This window comes from Pseudomonas sp. A-RE-19 (assembly GCF_019956555.1).
In the GTDB taxonomy this organism is placed as follows: domain Bacteria; phylum Pseudomonadota; class Gammaproteobacteria; order Pseudomonadales; family Pseudomonadaceae; genus Aquipseudomonas.
In genome coordinates this window covers 66,384-89,605 of record NZ_JAHBDQ010000015.1, presented here as the reverse complement: position 1 = coordinate 89,605, position 23,222 = coordinate 66,384, and the positions used below count along the sequence as shown (strand labels likewise).

The 23,222-nt window shown below is 60.6% G+C and carries 14 protein-coding genes; 11 read left to right on the top strand and 3 right to left on the bottom strand.

The annotated features are described in order from the left end of the window. Position 1 precedes the first annotated feature (1 nt). The 8 genes from treZ to KGB14_RS11935 all read left to right on the top strand — a co-directional run bounded on the left by treZ (position 2) and on the right by KGB14_RS11935 (position 12,908). Positions 2-1,798 (top strand): malto-oligosyltrehalose trehalohydrolase, encoded by a 1,797-nt coding sequence (gene treZ / locus KGB14_RS11970; protein WP_223486815.1) that lies wholly within the window; start codon positions 2-4, stop codon positions 1,796-1,798. Further along, on the top strand, positions 1,795-3,873 hold the full coding sequence (gene malQ / locus KGB14_RS11965; RefSeq protein ID WP_223486813.1) for a 4-alpha-glucanotransferase: 2,079 nt from the start codon (positions 1,795-1,797) through the stop codon (positions 3,871-3,873). The genes treZ and malQ overlap by 4 nt, the downstream gene beginning before the upstream one ends. Beyond that, entirely contained in the window at positions 3,870-6,659 is a 2,790-nt protein-coding gene (locus KGB14_RS11960) for a malto-oligosyltrehalose synthase (RefSeq protein WP_223486811.1), read from the top strand. The genes malQ and KGB14_RS11960 overlap by 4 nt, the downstream gene beginning before the upstream one ends. A 21-nt stretch (positions 6,660-6,680) precedes the next feature. After that, positions 6,681-7,034 (top strand): DUF2934 domain-containing protein, encoded by a 354-nt coding sequence (locus tag KGB14_RS11955; RefSeq protein WP_223486809.1) that lies wholly within the window; start codon positions 6,681-6,683, stop codon positions 7,032-7,034. 100 nt (positions 7,035-7,134) lie between these two features. Further along, positions 7,135-9,294, top strand: a complete 2,160-nt coding sequence (gene glgX / locus KGB14_RS11950) for a glycogen debranching protein GlgX (protein ID WP_223486806.1) — start codon at positions 7,135-7,137, stop codon at positions 9,292-9,294. 341 nt (positions 9,295-9,635) lie between these two features. Then, positions 9,636-10,394 carry a PIG-L deacetylase family protein gene (locus KGB14_RS11945; protein ID WP_223486804.1) on the top strand — a complete coding sequence of 253 codons (759 nt, stop codon included), beginning with the start codon at positions 9,636-9,638 and terminating at the stop codon, positions 10,392-10,394. Positions 10,395-10,611: 217 nt separating this feature from the next. Next, positions 10,612-11,412 (top strand): endonuclease/exonuclease/phosphatase family protein, encoded by an 801-nt coding sequence (locus KGB14_RS11940; RefSeq protein ID WP_223486801.1) that lies wholly within the window; start codon positions 10,612-10,614, stop codon positions 11,410-11,412. Between the two features lie 428 nt (positions 11,413-11,840). Continuing rightward, positions 11,841-12,908: an autotransporter outer membrane beta-barrel domain-containing protein gene (locus KGB14_RS11935; protein WP_223486799.1), complete on the top strand. Its 1,068-nt coding sequence runs from the start codon at positions 11,841-11,843 to the stop codon at positions 12,906-12,908. 133 nt (positions 12,909-13,041) lie between these two features. Here the strand turns inward: KGB14_RS11935 and glgB are convergent, their stop codons facing one another. The 3 genes from glgB to KGB14_RS11920 form a co-directional block, all read right to left on the bottom strand. Next, positions 13,042-15,273, bottom strand: coding sequence for a 1,4-alpha-glucan branching protein GlgB (gene glgB, locus KGB14_RS11930; protein WP_223486796.1), 2,232 nt, complete (start codon positions 15,271-15,273; stop codon positions 13,042-13,044). Positions 15,274-15,275: 2 nt separating this feature from the next. Next, positions 15,276-18,617: a maltose alpha-D-glucosyltransferase gene (gene treS / locus KGB14_RS11925; protein WP_223486794.1), complete on the bottom strand. Its 3,342-nt coding sequence runs from the start codon at positions 18,615-18,617 to the stop codon at positions 15,276-15,278. A 220-nt stretch (positions 18,618-18,837) separates the two neighbouring features. After that, complete coding sequence (locus tag KGB14_RS11920; RefSeq protein WP_223486792.1) at positions 18,838-20,835, bottom strand: alpha-1,4-glucan--maltose-1-phosphate maltosyltransferase; 1,998 nt, start codon at positions 20,833-20,835, stop codon at positions 18,838-18,840. Between the two features lie 230 nt (positions 20,836-21,065). Between KGB14_RS11920 and KGB14_RS11915 the strand changes: the two genes are divergently transcribed. The 3 genes from KGB14_RS11915 (at position 21,066) to ccoG (ending at position 23,207) form a co-directional block, all read left to right on the top strand. Beyond that, positions 21,066-21,242 carry a hypothetical protein gene (locus tag KGB14_RS11915; RefSeq protein WP_223486790.1) on the top strand — a complete coding sequence of 59 codons (177 nt, stop codon included), beginning with the start codon at positions 21,066-21,068 and terminating at the stop codon, positions 21,240-21,242. 105 nt (positions 21,243-21,347) lie between these two features. Beyond that, on the top strand, positions 21,348-21,581 hold the full coding sequence (locus KGB14_RS11910; RefSeq protein WP_223486788.1) for a DUF3203 family protein: 234 nt from the start codon (positions 21,348-21,350) through the stop codon (positions 21,579-21,581). A gap of 195 nt (positions 21,582-21,776) precedes the next feature. Further along, on the top strand, positions 21,777-23,207 hold the full coding sequence (gene ccoG / locus KGB14_RS11905) for a cytochrome c oxidase accessory protein CcoG (protein WP_223486786.1): 1,431 nt from the start codon (positions 21,777-21,779) through the stop codon (positions 23,205-23,207). Positions 23,208-23,222 lie beyond the last annotated feature (15 nt).

The following is a 23,222-nucleotide window of genomic DNA, read 5'->3' as shown; positions in this document are numbered from 1 at the left end:
GATGCCGTTACGGACCCTTGAGACCTGGCCCCACGGCGCAATCATGCTGGACGCAGAACACACGTGTTTTGCCTTGTGGGCGCCAGATGCGTTTTTCGTCAGTCTCGAACTGAAAGATGGGCAATCCCTGCCGCTGGTGCCTCAGGCCGATGGCTGGTTTGTGATCAAGACCCGCTGCCGCGCGGGGAGCTGTTACCGCTACAACATCGATGGCGAGATGGAGGTGCCGGACCCGGCCTCCCGCGCCCAGGCGGGCGATATCGACGGCTACAGCGTGGTGGTCGATCCCCTCGCCTATCAATGGCAACACAGCGCCTGGCAGGGTCGGCCATGGAATGAGGCGGTGATTTATGAGCTGCATGTCGGTGCACTCGGCGGTTTCAGTGAGGTCGAGCAGCATCTGGCGCGCCTGGTCGAACTGGGGATCACCGCCATCGAACTGATGCCGCTGGCGCAGTTCCCTGGCGAGCGCAACTGGGGCTATGACGGGGTTTTGCTTTACGCCCCTCAGGCCTCCTACGGCTCCCCCGAACAACTCAAACACCTGATCGACACCGCCCACGGTCATGGCCTGGCGGTCATTCTCGACGTGGTCTACAACCACTTCGGCCCGGACGGCAATTACCTGCATCGCTACGCCAAAGGCTTTTTCCGCGAAGACAAACACACCCCGTGGGGCGCGGCGATCGACTTCCGGCGGCGCGAGGTGCGCGACTTTTTTATCGACAATGCGCTGATGTGGCTGCAGGAGTATCACTTTGACGGCCTGCGCCTGGACGCGGTGCATGCCATCGAAGACCCGGATTTTCTTCAGGAGCTGGCGCAACGGGTTCGCCGGCAAATCGATCCGGCGCGGCACGTGTGGCTCATGGCGGAAAACGAGCACAACCAGGCCAGCCTGCTGGAGCAAGGTTACGACGCGCAGTGGAACGACGACGGCCATAACGCCCTGCACGTTCTACTGACCGGCGAAACCGACGCCTATTACGCCGACTATGCCAAGCAACCCACCGAACAGCTCGCCCGGTGCCTGAGCCAGGGTTTCGTGTTCCAGGGCCACATCACCCGCCACGGTACGCCCCGCGGTGAGTCCAGCGGTCACTTGCCGCCCACGGCCTTCGTGCTTTTCCTGCAGAACCACGACCAGATCGGCAACCGCGCCTTTGGCGAGCGCTTGCACCAACTGACCCCACCTGATGCCCTTTACGCCGCCACCGCGTTGCTGTTGTTGTCGCCGATGATCCCGCTGATGTTCATGGGCGACGAGTTCGCCGCCGAGCAACCGTTCCTGTTTTTCACCAGCCACCACGGTGAATTGGCGGAGTTGGTGCGCGAAGGTCGACGCAATGAGTTCGCCGCCTTCAGTGCCTTCGCCGACCCGCACAAACGCGAGCAGATTCCCGACCCGAACGCGACGCAGACCTTCGAGGCGTCGCGACCAAAACTGAGCTCCAGCCGGCAACCGCCGATTTACGACCTGTATCGCCGACTGCTGCAGATCCGCCATCAACACATCATCCCGCACCTGCCCGGCGCCCAGGCGCTGGGTGCGCAAGTACTGGCCGAAGGCGCGGTGACGGCGCGCTGGCGACTGGGCGATGGCAGTCAGTTGCGCATTGACCTGAACCTCAGCGACACGCCCGTGGTCCACACCCCACAGGCCGACGCGATGCTGCTGTTCGAACACCCGCCACAATCGGCCGGTCTGTTGGATCAGGGCACGCTTGCCCCGTATTGCGCGCTAGTCACCCTCACGGCCGCAGCCCCTTTGCTACCCCCGGACGGAGAGCGCCCATGAGTGATGCGCAACTGGAAATTCTGGCCAGCCGAGCAGGCCTGGCCGTCGACTGGATCGACGCCAATGGCCGTCCACAGAAAGTCACCCCGGCGGTGTTGCGCTCGGTGCTGGCCGGTCTTGGCCATCCCGCCAATACCGCCCAGGAGATCGACGCCAGCCTGCTGCAATTGCAGGAAGTGCAACAAACCCGGCACCTGCCACCGCTGCTGACCTGCGACGTGGGCGTCGGTCTGGATCTGGCCCACTACTTCGAACCGCATACCCCGTGTGAAATCCATCTCGAAGACGGCTCACGGCTCAACCTGAAGCTCGATGACGACGCCGTGTTGCCCGGGCTGGTGCCGGTGGGTTATCAGCACGTCAGCATCGACGATCAATCCTTCACCCTGGCGGTGGCACCCCAGCGGTGCTACAGCGTCGGCGATGCCGTTGACAGTCAAACCCCCCGGGCCTGGGGCCTGAGCGTGCAGTTGTATGCGCTGCGCCGCCCCGGCGATGGCGGTTTCGGCGATACCCAGGCCCTTGAAGACCTGGCCCGGGTGGCCGGCGAACGGGGCGCCGAAGCGTTGGCGATCAGCCCGCTGCATGCGATGTTCAGCGGCGATACCCAGCGTTACAGCCCTTACTCGCCATCCAGCCGTTTGTTCCTCAACAGCCTGTATGCGGCGCCCGGAGCGATTCTCGGTGAGCGTGCCCTGCGCACCGCGATTGACGCCACCGGCCTTGGTGCTGAGCTCAAGCACCTCGAAGCACTGCAACTGATCGACTGGCCCACCGCCGCCGACGCCAAACACCGCTTGCTCGAAGCCTTGTACGAAGGGTTCGTCCACGGCGAACATCCCTTGCATCCAGACTTCAGCAGCTTCCGTCACACCGGTGGCGAAGCGCTGGAAAATCATTGCCGCTTCGAAGCGATCCAGGAAGCCCGTGCGCAGCGCGGTGAAAGCCTCGACTGGCGCGAGTGGCCCGAAGAATGGCGTGACCCGCGCAGCACCGCTCTGGCGCATTTTGCCGAAGAAAATTCGACCCGCATCGGCTACTACGCGTTCTGCCAATGGCTGATTGCGCGCAGCCTGGAGCGCGCCCAGGCCGCCGCCCGTGGTGCCGGCATGGGCATCGGCCTGATCGCCGACCTGGCCGTGGGCGCCGACGGCGGCGGCAGCCAGGCCTGGAGTCGCCAGGACGAATTGCTCGCCTCACTGACCGTGGGTGCGCCACCCGACATCCTCAACCGCACCGGCCAGGGCTGGGGCATTTCCGCGTTCTCCCCCGAAGGCTTGGTGCGCAACGGCTTTCGCGCGTTCATCGAAATGCTGCGGGCCAACTTCGCCCACGCCGGCGGCCTGCGTATCGATCACGTCATGGGCTTGCAACGACTGTGGGTGATCCCCAATGACGCACCGCCCCGCGACGGTGCCTATCTCTATTACCCGGTAGACGATTTGCTGCGTTTGCTGACCCTCGAATCCCATCGGCATCAGGCCATCGTCCTCGGCGAAGACCTCGGCACCGTGCCCGAGGGCCTGCGGGAGAAACTCATCGCGCGCTCGATCCTCGGCATGCGCGTGCTGCTGTTCGAACAGGACAACGCTCACTTCAAGCCGATTCTCGACTGGCCGGACAATGCCCTGGCCACCACCAGCACCCATGACCTGCCGACGCTCAATGGCTGGTGGCATGGCCGCGATATCGATTGGAGCGCGCGCTTGAATCTGGTCGACGCCCCGGGTGAAATCGAATGGCGCCAACATCGCGAACGCGAGCGCGAAGGTTTGCGCCGGGTGCTGAGCCAGGACCCGCAGAATTTCCGCGAAGAGTCCCACGAAACCGATCAGGTGCTCGATGCCGCCATTCGCTTCCTCGGTCATACCCGCGCGCCGCTGGTATTGCTGCCAATGGAAGATGCCTTGGGTATCGAACAGCAGGCCAACCTGCCCGGCACCACCGACACCCACCCCAATTGGTCCCGCAGGCTACCCGGCGACAGCGAAGCCCTGCTCGATGACCCGGACGCTGCCCGGCGCCTGGAACTGCTCGCCTGTGCGCGACTTCAGGCGGCCGAGCGTGACCAATGAATCCACCGCTCATCCCACCGCTGCGGGCGACCCTGCGGCTGCAATTTCATAAAGACTTCACCCTGGATCAGGCGGTGCCGCTGGTGCCGTACTTCGCCAGCCTGGGCATCAGCCACATCTACGCCTCACCGCTGCTCGCCGCCCGCGCTGGCTCCATGCATGGCTACGACGTGGTTGACCCGACCACGGTCAACCCTGAGCTCGGCGGCGAAGCGGCATTGCGCCGTCTGGTCGATGCGTTGCGCAAACAGAACATGGGGCTGATCCTCGACGTCGTTTCCAACCATATGGCCGTCGGCGGTAGCGATAACCCCTGGTGGCTCGACTTGCTGGAGTGGGGGCGGCTGAGCCCTTACGGCGAGTTTTTCGACATTCAATGGCACTCACCCGACCCGCTGATGGAGGGCCAGTTGCTGCTGCCCTTTTTGGCCAGCGATTACGGCATCGCCTTGCAGGACGGCACCCTGCCCTTGCGTTTCGATGCCCGGCGCGGCGACTTTTATGTCGAGCACTATGAGCATCACTTCCCGATTTGCCCCACGAGCTACGGAGAACTGCTCAAGGCAGATGATCAACTGAATGCCGAGCAGGTCGAGCAGCTCAAATCCCTGGCAGACCGCTTCAGCACCTTGAGTTATCAGACTGACGCACACAGCCTGGCGATTCCGCTGAAAGCCGAGCTGCATGAACTGGCCAGCGATCCGGCGATTCTTCAGGCCATCGAGCACACGCTCGGCACCTACGACTCGCTCACCCCTGAGGGTTTTCAGTGCCTGCATAACCTGCTGGAACGCCAGAGTTATCGCCTGGCCAGCTGGCGTACCGCGGCGGACGACATCAACTGGCGGCGTTTTTTCGACATCAATGAACTGGGTGGCCTGCGCGTCGAACGCCCGGCGGTGTTCGAGGCGACCCATGCAAAAATCTTCGAGCTGGTGGCCGAAGGTCTGGTCGATGGACTGCGCATCGACCACATCGATGGCCTCGCCGATCCGCGCGGTTACTGCCGAAAATTGCGGCGCAGGGTCGATAGACTGGTACCGGATCGGCATTTGCCGATCTATGTCGAGAAGATCCTCGGCGAAGGCGAAACCCTGCGCCGCGACTGGTCCATCGATGGCAGCACCGGTTACGAATTCATGAACCAGTTGTCGTTGCTGCAACACGATCCCGAAGGCGCCCAGACCTTGGGTGAACTTTGGAGCCAGCACAGCGAACGACCCGCCGATTTCCGCCAGGAAGCACAACTGGCGCGCCAGCAGATTCTCAATGGCTCTTTGGCCGGGGATTTCGAAAGCGTCGCCCACGCCCTGTTGCAACTGGCCCGAGACGACTTGATGACCCGGGACCTGACCCTCGGCGCAATCCGTCGGGCCTTGCAGGAGTTGATCGTGCACTTCCCGGTGTACCGCACTTACATCAGCCCGTTGGGCCGCGCCGCCCAGGACGAAGTGTTTTTCCAGCAGGCCATGGACGGTGCAAGGCAAACCCTTGGCGAGGCCGACTGGCCGGTGCTCGACTGCCTGGCCGGCTGGCTCGGCGGCCAACCCTGGCGCAAGCACCCGGTGGGTCGCCCACGCAAACTGCTCAAGCATGCCTGCGTGCGCTTCCAGCAACTGACCTCACCGGCGGCGGCCAAGGCGGTGGAAGACACCGCGCTTTATCGCTCGGCGGTGCTGTTGTCGCGCAACGATGTCGGCTACAACACCGAGCAGTTCAGTGCGCCGGTTGCCGACTTCCATGCCGCCTGCGCCAATCGTCTCGCCGAGTTCCCCGACAACCTGCTGGCCACCGCGACCCACGACCACAAACGCGGCGAGGACACCCGCGCGCGTCTGGCGGTGTTGAGCGAGCGCAGCGCCTGGTACGCCGAACAGGTCGAACACTGGCGAACCCTGGCCGACGAATTGCGCACCGAACCCGGCGTGCCCTCGGCGGGCGACGAGCTGATTCTTTATCAAGCGATCCTCGGCAGCTGGCCGTTGCGCAATGACGATCAGGTGGCGCACGAGGACTACGCCAAACGCCTCTGGCAGTGGCAACAGAAAGCCCTGCGCGAAGCCAAGTTGCAAAGCAGCTGGAGCGCGCCAAACGAAGGGTATGAACAGGCAACCCATGGGTTTCTCGAACGCCTGCTCCTGAGCCCCGAAGGTCAGCCACTGCGCGCGGCCATCGGCGCAGCGGCCCAGCACATTGCCGCCCCGGGCGCACTCAACGGCCTGGCGCAAACCTTGCTGCGAATGACGGTGCCGGGGGTACCGGACCTCTATCAGGGCAACGACTTCTGGGACTTCACACTGGTCGATCCGGACAACCGCCGGCCGGTGGATTACGTCAGCCGTCAGCAGGCCATGCACAGGCCGTTGGACCTGCCCGAGCTGTTGGCGAACTGGCATGACGGGCGCATCAAGCAAACCCTGATCGCACGGGCGCTGAACTGGCGTGCCGAGCATGCCGGGCTGTTTCAAAAAGGGACTTATCAAGCCCTTGAAGTCGTCGGCAGCCAGGCTCACCGGGTGCTGGCGTTTGTCCGCGAATGGCAGGGAAAACGGGCTATCGTGATAGTGCCGATACGCTGTGCCGAACTGCTGGAAAACAGTGCCAAACCCCAGGTTCACGCCTCGCTGTGGGGCGATACGCGAGTCAAATTACCGTTTGCCGCCGCTGAAGAAAATCTGAAGGGACTTTTTTCAAGCGTCACAGTCACAAAACACAGGGAGCTGACGGTCAGCGCCGTGCTGGGGGATTTCCCGGTCAATCTCTTTATCCAAACGACCCAAGCTTGAGTTCAGTTCAGGAGTATTGCGATGAGTACCGACGATAAACGCATCCGCGAATTTGCCTATCAGATCTGGGAGTCCGAAGGAAAACCCGTGGGCCAGGAAACACGCCATTGGGAGATGGCCTGCAAACTGGCCGAAGCTGAAGCACTGGCGCCCGGCAAATCCCCGAAAGCCACCGGCAGCAAAACCGCTGCCAAATCCGCTGTCAAATCCGCCATCGGCAAGCCCGACGGCAAGGTTATCGATGGCAAAAGCACCGAGACCAAACCCAAAGCCAAATCCAAGGCCAAACCCGCTGCGGCTTCGACGGTGATTGCGCCTGGCGAAAAAAGCACCGCGAAAAAGCCTCGCGCTGCGCGTAAACCGCCTACGACCTGACGCTTTACAGCGTCGTCTCGTTTGACTTCGTGGCGAGCTTTTTCGCCACCGAGGGTGCGCTCGTCCTCGAAAAAAACCGAGCCCCAATGCAGGAGCATCTATGAGCAGTCCAAAGAAAGCCGCGCCCGAACCTCATGCCGAGGCCTCGCGAATCCGTGAAGGCCTGCCCTTCCCGCTCGGCGCGACCTGGGATGGCCTGGGGGTCAATTTCGCGCTGTTTTCAGCTCACGCGACCAAGGTCGAACTGTGCATCTTCGATGATGCCGGCGAGGTGGAACTCGAGCGTATCGAGTTGCCGGAATACACCGACGAGATCTTCCACGGCTACTTGCCCGACGCCCATCCAGGGTTGATCTACGGCTATCGCGTCTACGGTCCGTACGACCCGGCCAACGGTCATCGGTTTAACCCCAACAAACTGCTGATCGACCCCTATGCCAAACAACTGGTCGGCCGTTTGAAGTGGTCCGAAGCATTGTTCGGCTATACCATCGGCCACCCTGATGCCGACCTCAGTTTCGATAAACGCGACAGCGCCCCCTTCGTGCCCAAATGCAAAGTGATCGATCCGGCCCACACCTGGGGCCATGACCATCGGGTCAGCGTGCCGTGGGACAAAACGATCATTTATGAGACTCATGTACGCGGCTTCAGCATGCGTCACCCCTCCGTCCCCGAGAATCTGCGCGGCACCTTCGCCGGGTTGATGGTCGATGACGTGCTGGAACACATCCGCAAGCTCGGTGTGTCGACCGTGGAATTGCTGCCCATTCATGCCTTCGTCAATGACCAGCATTTGCTGCACAAAGGCATGACCAATTACTGGGGTTACAACAGCATCGCGTTCTTTGCCCCGGACCCGCGCTACCTGGCCAGCGGCAAGATTGCCGAGTTCAAGGAAATGGTCGCGCACCTGCACGATGCCAATCTGGAAGTGATCCTCGACGTGGTCTACAACCACACCGCCGAGGGCAACGAACAAGGGCCGACCCTGTCGATGCGCGGCATCGACAACGCCTCCTACTACCGCTTGATGCCCGATGACAAGCGCTACTACATCAACGACTCCGGGACCGGCAACACCCTGGACCTGAGTCACCCGTGCGTGCTGCAAATGGTCACCGACTCCCTGCGTTATTGGGCCACGGAAATGCACGTGGACGGTTTCCGCTTTGATTTGGCGACCATTCTCGGTCGCTACCACGACGGTTTCGACGAGCGTCACAGCTTTCTCGTGGCCTGCCGTCAGGACCCGGTGTTGCGCCAGGTGAAAATGATTTCCGAACCCTGGGACTGTGGCCCCGGCGGTTATCAAGTCGGGAATTTCCCACCGGGCTGGGTCGAATGGAACGACAAATTCCGCGATACCGTGCGCGCGTTCTGGAAAGGCGACGACGGCCAACTCGCCGACTTCGCCAGCCGCATGACCGCATCCGGTGAAATGTTCAACCAACGTGGACGGCGGCCCTATGCCTCGCTGAACTTCATCACCGCCCATGACGGCTTCACGCTCAACGACCTGGTGTCGTACAACGACAAGCACAACGAAGCCAACGACGAGAACAACCAGGACGGCAGCAACAACAACCTGTCCTGGAACCACGGTGTCGAAGGCCCCACCGACGATCCCGAGATCAATGCGCTGCGCCAGCGGCAAATGCGCAACTTCTTTGCCACGCTGCTGCTGTCCCAGGGCACGCCGATGCTGGTGGCCGGTGACGAATTCGCCCGCACCCAGGAAGGCAACAACAATGCCTACTGCCAGGACAGCGAGATTGGTTGGGTCAATTGGGACCTGAGCGACGACGGCAAGGCTTTGCTCAAGTTCGTCAAACGCCTGATCAAATTGCGCCTGGCCTATCCGATCCTGCGTCGCGGGCGCTTCCTGGTGGGCAATTACAACGAAGACATCGGCGTCAAGGACGTGACCTGGCTGGCCCCGGACGGCAGTGAAATGTCCACCGAACAATGGGAGGAAGGTCACGGTCGATGCCTGGGGATGCTGCTCGATGGTCGCGCCCAGGAAACCGGCATTCGCCGCAAGGGGGCCGACGCGACCTTGCTGCTGGTGGTCAACGCGCACCATGACATCGTCAATTTCCTGCTGCCGGAAGTCCCTGACGGCGGTTTCTGGACTTGCATGATCGACACCAACCAACCGTCGATTCGTGGCCAGGAACACTTCGAGTTCGGTCGCGAGTATTCGGTCACCGGCCGTTCGCTGTTGCTGTTCGAATTGCAACATGAGGAAGAAGAATGAAAGGAATGCCATCCATGTAGGAGCGAGGCTTGCCCGCGAAAGCGGTGTGTCAGTCGACATCATCATTGCTTGACACACCGCCTTCGCGGGCAAGCCTCGCTCCTACCGCCCGAGTCGACGGTTTTGCTGACCATTTGCGACACCCGACACAGCTCGGATCAAAAAAAACGCATCAGACCAAAGGCTGAGGCGACGAATAGCGTTCCATGAGCAATACTCTGCCGGCGGCAATCCAGGGTTCGGAGCGCTGCACAATGCTATCAATCCGCCTTCACGGGTCTGCCGGGCTTGCTTGTACAAGCATCGTGTACGACTGAGGGCAAGACAGAACAAGGACGCCCATGAGAACCGTTTCCATCAGCGAAAACAGCCTGCCCGCACAGATCTGGAACAGCGCCCCGCAACTGGACAACATCCCCGTCATCAACACCGAAACCCTGGTCCCGGCTGGTGCCCGCGCGGTGCTGATCGCGCCGCATCCCGGCGATGAAGTAGTGACTTGCGGCGGCCTGCTGCAACTGCTGTGTAGCCTCGGTCATCCTCTGCAATTGATCTCGATCACCGACGGCAGCGCCAGCCATCCGGGGTCGCGACAGTGGTCGGAGAAACGCCTGAGCGTGTTCCGCCCCCAGGAAAGCGTCGAAGCGTTGCGCCGGCTCGGGTTGCCGATGCACAGCCTGAAGTGGATTCGCGGCGGCTTCCCCGACAATGCCCTGGCCGAAAGCGAATCCGAACTGACCCAATTCATTGTCCGCTACCTGCGCCCCGGCGATGTGCTGTTCACCACCTGGCGCGAAGATGGCGACGTCGACCACGACGCGGTCGGTCGGGCCACTGCCAAGGCAGCCGCCCTGATCGGTGCAACGCTCAACGAGGTGCCGGTCTGGGCCTGGCATTGGCCGTTGCGCGATCAGGGGCTGATTCCCTGGCATCGCGCGCGCAAGGTTCGTCTCGACACCTGGACTGTTGCGCGCAAAAGCCACGCGACGTACGCCTATGCCAGCCAGCTCGACGGCGAACCCGCGATCGGCGTCGCCCCGTTGCTGCCTCGGGTGATTCTGGAGCGCATGCGGTTGCCGTATGAAATTGTGTTTGTCTGAGGCATTCGAGGAATGTCTTGGGCGAAGGCGCTTTTGTGGCGATGGAGCTTGCACCCGCCGGGGGCGCGAAGCAGCCCCCTATAGATCTACGACTGCTGCACAGCTGAACGGGAGCAAGCTCCCTCGCCACAAAAGCAACCTCGTCACACATCACGCTGAACTGCTTGCCCGTGTATCAGTCGCATAGAAACAGCAGCCCTGATTCAGAGGAGTGAACGTGACCAGAGATTCCGAACGGCAGCCCGTCGAATCAGCGCCATTGGACACGCCCTTGGCGATTCACCGACTGCGAGTGCTGACGGTCAACACCCATAAGGGCTTCACCGCCCTCAATCGACGTTTCATCCTCCCGGAACTGCGTGAAGCGGTACGCAGTACGTCGGCAGATCTGGTGTTTCTACAGGAAGTGGTCGGGGAGCACGACCGGCACTCCTCCCGTTACAACGAGTGGCCACAGACCTCGCAATACGAGTTTCTGGCCGACAGCATGTGGAGCGATTTCGCCTACGGGCGCAACGCGGTCTACCCTGATGGCCATCACGGCAATGCCCTGCTGTCGAAATACCCGATCCGCGAATTTCGCAACCTTGATGTCTCGATCACCGGCCCTGAGCGCCGCGGGCTGCTGCACTGTGTGCTGGATGTGCCGGGCCATCCCGAAGTTCATGCCATTTGCGTGCACTTGAGTCTTTTGGAAAGCCATCGACAACTTCAGCTCCAGCTGCTCTGCCTGTTGCTCGAATCGCTGCCCGACGATGCCCCGGTCATCATTGCCGGTGATTTCAACGACTGGCAGTTGCAAGGCAACGCCGCCCTCGCCCGGCGCCACTACCTGCATGAAGCCTTCGAACGTCACCATGGCCGACCGGCGAAAACTTACCCGGCGCGGTTTCCCCTGTTGCGTCTGGACCGAGTCTATCTGCGTAATGCCAGCAGTCATGAACCACGAATACTCGGCAACAAACCCTGGACGCATTTGTCGGACCATTTGCCCCTGTCGGTGGAAGTACGCCTGTAATACCGTCAATGGGCAGTCGCCAAGGACTGCCAACTCTGACAGAAAAAAATCACGGCAATGACCTGTCGCCCCTGCTCGCTGACGTTACACCGGCCATCCATCGAACAAGCCTGAGTCCTCTACCGAACAGGTCTGGGTCGCGCCTTTCATAATGATTTTTTGCACAAACAACGACTTATATACATGTCAAAAATCAGTCACTTACAAACACTAAAATAGCCATACCGCCTATCGGCCATTTTCTTGACGCAACGCCATCGGTCTTCTTAGCTAGTCCTTACTACCCCCGGAAATCCATCAGGGGCAAGCCTCCAGACACTCGTAAAATCGGGCGGGTCGGACCTTGCCTCAATCCATTCGGTCGCCCCTCATTCGGGGTAGGAGAGACGCCACAGCGAGAGACGCATGCGATTGCAAGGTAGACCCCCATGAACACATCTTTCACTTCACAAGAGATCAAAATCACTTTTTGCACTGTTACGAGTTCACTCCTGCTGTGCTCATCCATGGAGGTGCAGGCCTCGCCTGCCGAGGACGAAATGCCCCGCTGGTACCGCCAGGAACCGCTGACACTCACCTTGCCCACCGCCTCCACCACGTATTCCGGCCTTTTACGCGTCAACCCCGACTTACAAAGCTCACGCCTGACGATCGAAGCCGCCGCGCCTTCGGCCTGGGACCAAGTCTATGGGCGCACGTCGCGCCAGGCCCAAACCGACTATCTGGCCCAGGGCCTTTCTATCTCCGGTGCCAGCGAATTCAAAGGCCCGGCGCTCCTGACCGTACAAAGCGACAGCGGTCATACCCAACGGGTCGGGCTGATCGGTGGCACCGCTCAATTTCAGGGCAACGACAATGGCCTGCTGACCAGCCGCGCCCTCGCCGACCCCGGCAATGACACGCTCAACCTGCAAGGCCAGAGTCTTGGCGCTTACTGGAGCCTGACCGGGCCCCAAGGCTGGCACGTAGACTTGACGGCCAGCGGTGGCCGGGTCAACGGTTACAGTCGCAATGACCAGGGCGCGCGACAAACCGCCGAAGGCAGTGCGATGACGCTGTCGGTGGAAGGCGGTTTCCCGATTGGTCTGGGTAATAACTGGGTGGTCGAACCCCAAGCGCAGTTGATCAATCAACGCATCACGCTGGATACGCCCTATGCCGGCTCGGGTAACGCCTCCTCCAGTGATCTGACGTCCTGGAGTGGACGAGTCGGTGCACGCTTGAAGGGCAGTTACGATCTTAACGGCCTGCCGGTCGAACCCTATGTGCGGACCAACCTATGGCACACGGTGTACACCGGCAATACCGTGAGCCTGGATCAGGTCGACAAAATCAGCAGCAGCCGCAATTCATCGACGGTGGACGTGGGTCTGGGGCTGGTGGCCAGAGTGACGCCTTTGGTCAGCCTGTATGTCAGCGCCGATTACAGCAGTGTCGTGGATGACAATGATTTGAACGGGCTGATTGGTAGTCTTGGGGTGCGGATGCGGTGGTGAGTGCATGACTCAAGAAGCGCTTTGTTCGGTCTGGCTCCTTCGCGAGCAAGCCCGCTCCCACATTGGATTGTCGTCGTACACAAAACCAATGTGGGAGCGGGCTTGCTCGCGAATGAAGCGACGCGGTTTTCGATCAACCCTCCGGCCGCAGAATCAACACCGCCAACGGCGGCAGATTCAACACCAATGAAAGTGCCTGCCCATGGCTCGGTTCTTCTTCGGTGAACACCCCGCCGCCGTTGCCGTAATTGGACCCGGCATAGGTGTCGGCATCGCTGTTGATCAACTCGACCCAGCGCCCGGCAAACGGCACGCCGATGCGGTAGGACTCACGCGGCACCGGGGTAAAGTTGGCCACCACCAACACCGGCCGCCCGTCCTTGCTCCAGCGCAGCCAGGCGTAGACGCTGTTGACCGCATCGTCGCCGATCAACCACTGGAAGCCTTGCGGGGCATCGTCCTGATCGTGCAGCGCCGGCTCTTCGCGATACAACCGATTCAAGTCGCCGACCAGTCTGCGCACCCCTTGGTGTTCCGGGTATTGCAGTAAATACCAGTCCAGTTGCTGATCGTGATTCCACTCACGCCACTGGCCGAATTCGCAACCCATGAACAACAGTTTCTTGCCGGGATGCGTCCACATGAAACTCAGATACGCCCGCAGGTTGGCAAACTTCTGCCAGCGGTCGCCGGGCATCTTGTCGATCAGCGAGTGCTTGCCGTGGACCACTTCGTCGTGAGAAATCGGCAGGATGAAGCGCTCGGACCAGGCGTACACCAGGCCGAAACTCAACTCGTTGTGATGATGGGCGCGGTACACCGGGTCTTGCTGAATGTAATGCAGCGAATCGTGCATCCAGCCCATGTTCCACTTATAGGCAAAACCCAGGCCGCCCTGTTGCGTGCTCTGGCTGACACCCGGCCACGCGGTGGATTCTTCGGCAATCACCAGCGCACCCGGTGCCTCCAGGGCCACCACATCGTTGAGATGGCGGAGGAAATCGATAGCTTCCAGGTTCTCCCGACCGCCAAGACGGTTAGGCACCCATTCGCCGGCCTTGCGCGAGTAATCGCGATACAGCATCGACGCCACGGCGTCCACGCGCAGGCCATCAACGTGGAAATGCTTGAGCCAGTGCAGCGCCGACGCCAGCATGTAGCCGTGCACCTCGGTGCGGCCCAGGTTGTAGATCAGCGTGTCCCAGTCCTGATGAAAACCTTCCTGCGGGTTGCCGTATTCATACAACGCGGTGCCGTCGAACTGCGCCAGGCCGTGGGTATCGGTGGGGAAATGCGCCGGCACCCAATCGAGGATGACGCCGATCTCGGCCTGGTGACAGGCATTGACGAACGCGGCGAAGTCATCCGGCGTGCCGTAACGGGCGCTCGGGGCGAATTGCGACAGCAGTTGATAACCCCACGAGCCACCGAACGGATGCTCCATGATCGGCATCAGTTCGATGTGGGTGAAACCCAACTCCTTCACATAAGGAATCAGCCGCTCGGCCAACTCGGGCCAGCTGTACTGACGGGCGACCTCGCCCAGGTCATCCAGCTCGCATTGCCAGGAACCGGCGTGCAATTCGTAGATCGACAACGGTGCGCTGGTTCGCTGACGCTCGCCCCGCGACTGCATCCAGGCATGGTCCAGCCAGTCGACTTGCAACGGTGAGGCAACTTTCGACGCCGTGTCCGGTGGCATGGCGGTGGCGAGGGCCATCGGGTCGGCCTTGAGCGGCAAAATACCGTGGGCGCCGAGGATTTCGTATTTGTAGGCCTCCCCCGCTTGCAGGCGCGGAATGAACAGTTCCCAGACTCCCGTAGGATGGCGCAGGCGCATGGGATGCCGACGACCGTCCCAGACGTTGAAGTCGCCGACCACCGAGACCCTTCTCGCATTCGGCGCCCACACGGCAAAGCGCACGCCGTCGACGCCATCGACCGTCTTCAGTTGTGCGCCGAGACAACTGCTCAGATCCCGGTGATTACCTTCGGCGAACAGGTACAAGTCCATCTCGCCGAGTAACGGGCCAAAGCTGTAAGGATCCTCGGCGAGTTGCTCGCCGCCGGCCCAACGGGTTCGCAACAGATAGGGCCGGGCCCGCTCGAAGTGCCCGACGAACAGCCCCGGGGTTTGAGCAGCCTCAAGGCTGCCGAGTTCTTCCCCGGATTCCTTGTCTACCACCTGCACGCCCAAGGCGTCCGGCAGATAGGCCCGAATAAATTGCCCGCCAGCGCCATCGCCATGCGGGCCGAGAATTGCAAAGGGGTCTTGGTGCTCAGCGCGTACCAACGCTTCGATATCCCGCGCCTTGGGCAGCAGCGCCTGTTCAACGTGCCCCTGTTCCTTGTTCGAGAAACTCATGACTACTCTCCACCAAGATCGGAAAAGGGTTTAAGCCCACTCAATAATCCATATAAACCGTGCAACGGCACAGGCAACCAAGTGGGGCGATTTTCCGCCTCATAGGCCACCTCATAAGCCGCCTTCTCCAGCCCGAACAACGCCAGCGCGGCGTCATCGCCTTCAGGATCTTGCCATGCATGAGCAAGACTAGCTGCCGCCAGCCGATAAGCGTCGACAAATGATTGTCGCGCCTCTTTCAGGTAACGGTCAGTGACTCGTTGACGCGCCGCCCGGGCGTCAGCGGTGTTATCGACGTTCTGCACGTTGATGGCCATCGCCGCGGCATAATCGAACGAGCGCAACACGCCGCTGACATCTTTATAGGGACTGTGTTTGCCTCGACGCTCATACAGCGATCGCGCCGGTTCACCCTCGAAATCGATCAGATAGGCATCGCCCTTGATCACCAGCACCTGCCCCAGGTGCAAGTCACCATGGACGCGGATACGCAGGCCGCCAGCCGCCTTTTTACCCAGATCCTGGAGATGGCTGAGGATGGTTTTTTTGTTGTCCAGCAATCGATTGACCAAGGCCTGATCCGCAGCGTTCAGTTCAGTTTGATGCTGCTTGAGCAACGTCAGGGCATGTTCCAGTTGCGCCGCCACGTCCTTGGCCGAGGCCAGGGCATCTTTCTGGGTGGTGATCTGTGGGGCGAAGTCGGGGTTCGTGCTCGGTGCCGCCAGCACCTGATGCATTTCCCCCAGGCGCTGGCCGAGCATGCCGGCAAAATCCTTCAGCTCGCCGAGGGCGTTGTAGTGCTGCTCCTGTTCCGACACGGCATCAGCGAGTTCGTCGCGAAGCGCCCGTTCGAGGTTGTTCTGGGTCCACTCCCACGCGTCGCCCTGATTGCTCAGGTAGCCTTGGGCGATCATCAACAGCGTGTCCTCACCCGCCGCATCGCGACGAATCACCGAACCCAGCAACGGCGAAATGTGGCGGAAGCCGGCGTGGGTCAGGTATGCGCTCATTTCCAGTTCCGGATGCACGCCAGACGCGACCTTACGGATCAGTTTCAGCACCAGGCTGCTGCCGATCACCACCGAACTGTTGGATTGCTCGGCGGACAGATAACGCACTTCCGACTCGGCGGTGAGGCCGAGTCTGGCCAGTTCGTCGGTGGGCTCGAAGCGGATCTCGCCGCCGTCCGATGGCAACACCATGCCAGCCTGCATGCTCTGCAACACGGCATGAACAAAGCTATCCAGGCTGAAGGCATCGGTGATCAAACCGACCTGACGCCCGCGCCGGACCCTGGCCAGCGCCAATTGCTGCGGCAACGCCGCGCCGACCTGCTCCTCGGAGATGAAACCGAACGGCAACTGATAACGGCTGGTCTGGCCGCCGCTGGTGACGTCGATCTCACCCAGCAGCACCGGATGCTGCGGATCGCCAAAGCGCACGCCGTAAGCGAGATTGACGCTGTCGATGGTGCCGTCCTTGCCGGCGTACCAGCGGCGGTTCTGCAACCAGCTCGGCAGAATGCCTTGCTCCAGCGTGCCACGGGACGGCGCCTCAAGCAGTTCTTCCATGCGTTTCTTCAGCACCAGGGTGGTGAAGTCCGGCAGGCTTTGCGCCGGCTCCACGTGCCAGCTCGGCATTTGGTTTTCCGCCGCCAGCCCGAACCAATAGAAGCCGTAAGGCGCCAGCGTCAGCAGGAAATTCAACTGGCCGATGGGCGGGAACGCATTGCCGCCGAGCATCTCCACCGGAACCATGCCGACATAAGCCGACAAGTCCAGCTCCGCCGCTTGCGCGCTGCGGGACACGTTGGCCACGCACAGAATGATCTCGTGCTTGCCGTCCGGGCCGATGAATTCGCGGGTATAAGCCAGAATCCGTCGGTTGCTTGGCGAAAGCATCTTCAGCGTTCCGCGCCCGAAGGCCTTGGACTGCTTGCGCACCGCGAGCAGGCGCCGGTTCCAGTTCAACAACGAATGGGGGTCACCGGCCTGGGTTTCGACGTTAACCGACAGGTAGCCGTAGAGCGGGTCCATGATCGGCGGCAACACCAGGCTGGCCGGGTCGGCACGGGAGAACCCGCCATTGCGGTCGATGGACCATTGCATTGGCGTGCGCACACCGTCGCGGTCGCCGAGGTAGATGTTGTCGCCCATGCCGATTTCATCGCCGTAATACAGGGTCGGCGTGCCGGGCATCGACAGCAGCAGGCTGTTAAGCAACTCCACACGACGACGATCACGCTCCATCAACGGCGCCAGACGCCGGCGAATCCCCAGATTGATCCGCGCCCGACGGTCGGCGGCGTAGTAATTCCACAGGTAGTCACGCTCCCGGTCGGTGACCATTTCCAGGGTCAGCTCATCGTGGTTGCGCAGGAAAATCGCCCACTGGCAATTGGCAGGAATTTCCGGGGTCTGGCGCAGAATGTCGGTGATCGGGAAACGATCTTCCTGAGCCAGTGCCATGTACATGCGCGGCATCAACGGGAAGTGAAAAGCCATGTGGCATTCATCCCCGTTCAAGCCCTTGGCATCGGTTTCACCGAAGTACAGCTGCGTGTCTTCCGGCCATTGATTGGCTTCGGCCAGCAGCATGCGATCGGGGTAATTGGCGTCGATTTCGGCACGGATCTGCTTGAGGACGTCGTGGGTCTCGGGCAGGTTTTCGTTGTTGGTGCCGTCGCGCTCGATCAGGTACGGGATCGCGTCCAGCCGCAGACCGTCGATGCCCATGTCGAGCCAGTAACGCATCACCGACAGCACCGCTTTCATCACTTGCGGGTTGTCGAAATTCAGGTCCGGCTGGTGAGAATAGAAACGGTGCCAGAAGTACTGACCGGCCACCGGGTCCCAGGTCCAGTTGGATTTCTCGGTGTCGAGAAAAATGATGCGGGTACCGTCGTATTTCTGGTCGTCATCGGACCAGACATAGAAGTCGCGAGCCGCCGAACCGGGCTTGGCCTTGCGCGCGCGCTGGAACCACGCGTGCTGGTCCGAGGTGTGGTTGATGACCAGTTCGGTAATCACCCGCAGGCCGCGCTTATGGGCCTCGGCAATGAAACGCTTGGCATCGGCCATGGTGCCGTAGTCAGGGTGCACGCCACGGTATTCGGCGATGTCATAGCCATCGTCGCGTCGTGGCGAGGGGTAGAACGGCAACAGCCAGATGGTGTTGACGCCCAGATCGGCAATGTAATCGAGTTTGGCGATAAGGCCGGGAAAGTCGCCGATACCGTCATTGTTGGAGTCGAAAAAAGACTTAACGTGAACCTGGTAGATCACCGCATCCTTGTACCAGAGCGGGTCTTTGATAAAGGTGGCTGACCTGGGTTTCTTCGCCATTGGTAACTCCTGTTGAATTCAATAAAGCGCACCACCTATGCGGTATCTACACATATCTCAAACCTGGCGCCCCTCTGTAGGAGCTGCCGAAGGCTGCGATCTTTTGATCTTCTGCCATTTACGGTCCACCAAAAAATCAAAAGATCGCAGCCTTCGGCAGCTCCTACGGGATCATTTATCCGCCAGCAAAAGAGTGTCGTCACAGGAATGCGCGGCGCATTTAAGAAGTGCTGATCCTCCAAATCCCGAACGGCAGATGCCACGGCTCGATCCGCATGAACTGGTATTTGCCGTGCCAGGTCCAGCGGTGGCCGTTCATCAAGTCTTCGCCGTGGGTGATGGCATTGTCGGGCAGGCCCATTTCCCATAGCGGCAATTCGAAATTCGCTTCCTGGGCGTTATGCGGATCGAGGCTGACGGCCACCAAAATGAAATTGCTGCCATCGACGCTACGTTTACCGAAATACAGAATGTTGTCGTTCCAGGCGTTGTAGACCTTCAGCCCCAGATGCGTGTGCAACGCCGGGTTCTGCCGGCGGATGCGGTTGAGCTGGGCGATTTCGGCAATGATGTTGCCCGGCGCATTGAAGTCCCGTGGGCGGATTTCGTACTTCTCGGAATTGAGGTATTCCTCCCGGCCCGGCACCGGTGCCGCTTCACACAGTTCAAACCCCGAATACATGCCCCACAGGCCGGAGCCCATGGTCGCCAGCGCGGCACGGATCAGAAAACCCGGGCGCCCGGATTCATGCAGGAACGCCGGGTTGATGTCCGGCGTGTTGACGAAAAAATTCGGCCGGTAGCATTCACGCCACGGCGACTCGTTGAGTTCGGTGAAATAGGTCGCCAACTCGCTCTTGGTGTTGCGCCAGGTGAAATAGGTATAGCTCTGGGAATAACCGACCTTGCCCAGACGCGCCATCATCGCTGGCGTGGTAAAGGCTTCGGCCAGGAAGATCACCTCGGGGTATAGCGCCCGTACATCGGCGATCAGCCATTGCCAGAACGGCAATGGTTTGGTGTGAGGATTATCGACGCGAAACAGCTTCACGCCCTCTTTGACCCAGCCCACCACGATGTTCCGCAACTCGACCCACAAACCGGGAATCGCGTCCACGGCATAGAAATCGACGTTGACGATGTCCTGGTATTTCTTCGGTGGGTTCTCGGCGTATTTGATCGTGCCGTCCGGGCGCCAGTTGAACCAGCCCGGATGTTGCTTGAGCCACGGGTGGTCCTGGGAACACTGAATCGCAAAATCGAGGGCGATTTCCAGCCCATACTCGGCGGCGGCAGTGACCAACCGGCGAAAATCTTCTCGCGTGCCCAACTCCGAGTGAATCGCTTCATGCCCGCCCTCTTCACTGCCGATGGCGTAAGGGCTGCCCGGGTCGTCGGGGCCGGCAGTCAACGAATTGTTCGGGCCTTTGCGGTAGCTGCGGCCGATCGGGTGGATTGGCGTGAAGTACAAGACGTCGAAACCCATGTCCTGGATCATCGGCAGCCGCGAGTGCACATCGTTGAAGGTGCCGTGGCGGGCCGGGTCATCGGTGATCGAGCGCGGAAACAACTCATACCAACTGGCAAACTGCGCCAGCTCTCGCTCAACGTCCACCGGGTATTCCGGGCTCAGGCTCAGGTAAGGACGATGGTCGGCCTGGGCCATCAAGTCCGCGCTGCGTTGGTGCAGAAACAAGGCGACCTGCTCGGTTTCGAGCAGACTGGAGAGCTCATGATGCAACGCCGCCAGTTGCTCACTGAGGCGGCCTTCGGAGCGTTCAGCCGCCTGTTGGACGTGAGTGCGCCCTTCCTGCAATTCCAGGCTGACCGACATGCAGGCGCCGTGCTTTTTTTTCAGCTCATAACAAAAGCTTGCGTATTGATCGATCCACGCTTCGATACAGAACACATAGCGGCCCTGCTTCTTGACGCGGAACTGGCCCTGCCAGCCGTTATTACCCAGCTCGGCCATTACCTCGCTCTGCCAGGTTTCGTCGCCTTCGGCACGCCAACGTATGCGCACGGCCAGCTTGTCATGACCATCGGCAAACACTTTGCTGGTTACCACCACGTCCTGATCGAGCACGGCTTTAATGGCGAATTGCCCGCCATCGAGGATCGGCATGGTGTTTTCGATTACGATCCGCGGCAGCAGTAAGGCCTGCGACAGCGGTATATGAGGGTTGTAGCTCAGCTCTGTAGGTTTTTCAGCGGTCATCGAGCATCTCTCCTTAACGCCCCAAGGACGCTCTTGTGCCTGGTCGTCGTTCACGCGGAGCGGTCTGCCCCGACATGAACTCACCGACATGAACTCACTTAAGTTCCGAACAGCAGGCGCCGGTAAAAGTTCAGAGGGATTTGCCAAGCCTTTCCGGGAATCAAATTCCCCGTGTACGGGTCAACCAACTTAAGCACGACTCACGCCATCTGCCACTGGAGACTTTATCGATGAGCATTCCTGTCCCGGCCGAGACACCCGATCCGAACATCGACGAGCCGACGATTCCGCCAACACCACCGACCGAACCCGGCCCCGTCCCCGAGCAGGAGCCCCCAGGCACCACCCCGCCATCCCGGGAAGAACCGCCGAGCACCCAGCCGCCGGAGATCGCCAGCGCCAGTTAATGACTCGACAGAGGATGGACCGCATCCACCATTAATCGGTTACACAGAACGATGACCGGCGGATGTGTCCTAACACTTCAGAATCCGCAGAAAAAGGACACCTCCATGACTGTGCGCATCGAGAATCAGACCTGCATCTTCATCACCGAAAACGGCGAAGAAATCCGTCTTTGCCCCGACGTCACCATCATCACCGACGGGGAAAAATCCATGTCGGCGGTCGACCTTGACGGCCAGCGTATCTACATCACCGAAGCAGAAGCCGATGCATTGACCGTAGCAGGCGCAGTAGACGGTCGCCGGCATTTGAAGGCCACCAACAGTGATTCGGTGATTTGACTGACCCGCATCAACAAACACCGCAAGCGCCTGATGTAGGTGTTTGCGGCCAGCTGTCGCGAGTGCTTCAAGTTGTCGCAGGCGGACGCGACAGCCCCATCTGATCCGCTTTTTATTGCAATATCTGAGTCTGTTATGCAAACAGATCGCTGGTCATAGTGCTCCGGCCTGATGGAGGCTGATGAGCGAAAGACCATGAGCGATAGAATCCCCGTCCGAACCGTTGAAAACTCCTCATTTTTAAAAAGCAATGAGCCTTTGCGTCCAAAGATAAAGGCCAAGTCCAGCGACAACCTGATCCATACCCGCAGTTTCACGGGGGTGTTCCGCACCCTGCGCATGAGTGGCGCGGGGGTTCTGTTTCTGCTGTTCTTCGGCACGGTGTGGCTGAACTGGGGTGGCCGCCAGGCGGTGCTCTGGGACCTTTCCGAAAGCAAATTCCACATCTTCGGCGCGACCTTCTGGCCACAGGATTTCATCCTGCTCTCGGCGCTGCTGATCATCGCCGCGTTCGGCCTGTTTGCGATCACCGTGTTCGCCGGCAGAGTCTGGTGTGGTTATACCTGCCCGCAGAGTTCCTGGACCTGGATCTTCATGTGGTGCGAGAAGCTCACTGAAGGCGAGCGCAACCAGCGAATCAAGCTGCAGGCCGCGCCCTGGGGCCTGAACAAACTGATTCGCCGCTCGGCCAAACACACCCTGTGGCTGGCGATCAGCCTGCTCACCGGCCTGACCTTTGTCGGCTATTTCACGCCGATCCGGCCGCTGGCCGAAGAGCTGCTGACCTTGCAAATCGGCGGTGTCAGCCTGTTTTGGGTGCTGTTTTTCACCGGAGCCACTTACATCAATGCCGGTTGGCTGCGCGAAGCGGTGTGCATGCACATGTGCCCGTATGCACGGTTCCAGAGCGTAATGTTCGACAAGGACACCCTGACCATTTCCTACGACGTGGCCCGTGGCGAAAACCGTGGCCCGCGCAAACGTGACGTCAAACCCGCCGAAGCCGGTTTGGGCGATTGCATTGACTGCCAGTTGTGCGTGCAGGTCTGCCCGACCGGCATCGACATCCGTGACGGCTTGCAGATGGAATGCATCGGTTGTGCCGCGTGCATCGACGCCTGCGATTCGATCATGGACAAAATGGGCTATGCCCGTGGGCTGATCAGCTACACCTCGGAGCATGAATTGCAGGGCGGCAAGACCCACCTGCTACGCCCGCGCTTGATCGGTTACACCGCCGTGCTGCTGGTGATGGTCGGCGCCCTCGCCCTGGCGCTGGTGGAACGGCCAATGGTGTCGCTGGACGTGAGCAAGGACCGTGGCCTGTTCCGCGAAAACAGCGAAGGCCAGATCGAAAACATCTACAGCCTGAAGGTCATCAACAAGACCCAGCAACGTCAGGATTATCGATTGACGCTGGTCGATGGCGACGGCTTCCAGCTGCAGGGCAAGACCGAACTGAGCCTGGCCCCCGGAGAGATCGTCGACGTACCGGTATCGGTGGCGATGACCACGGAACGGCCGAGCAGCAGCTCGCAGACGATCAGTTTCAAGATTATCGACAGCGATGAACCGGCCATCTACAGCGTGGCCAAAAGCCGGTTTGTTGCGCCGATGAACCGTTGAGCCTTTAAGATGGCG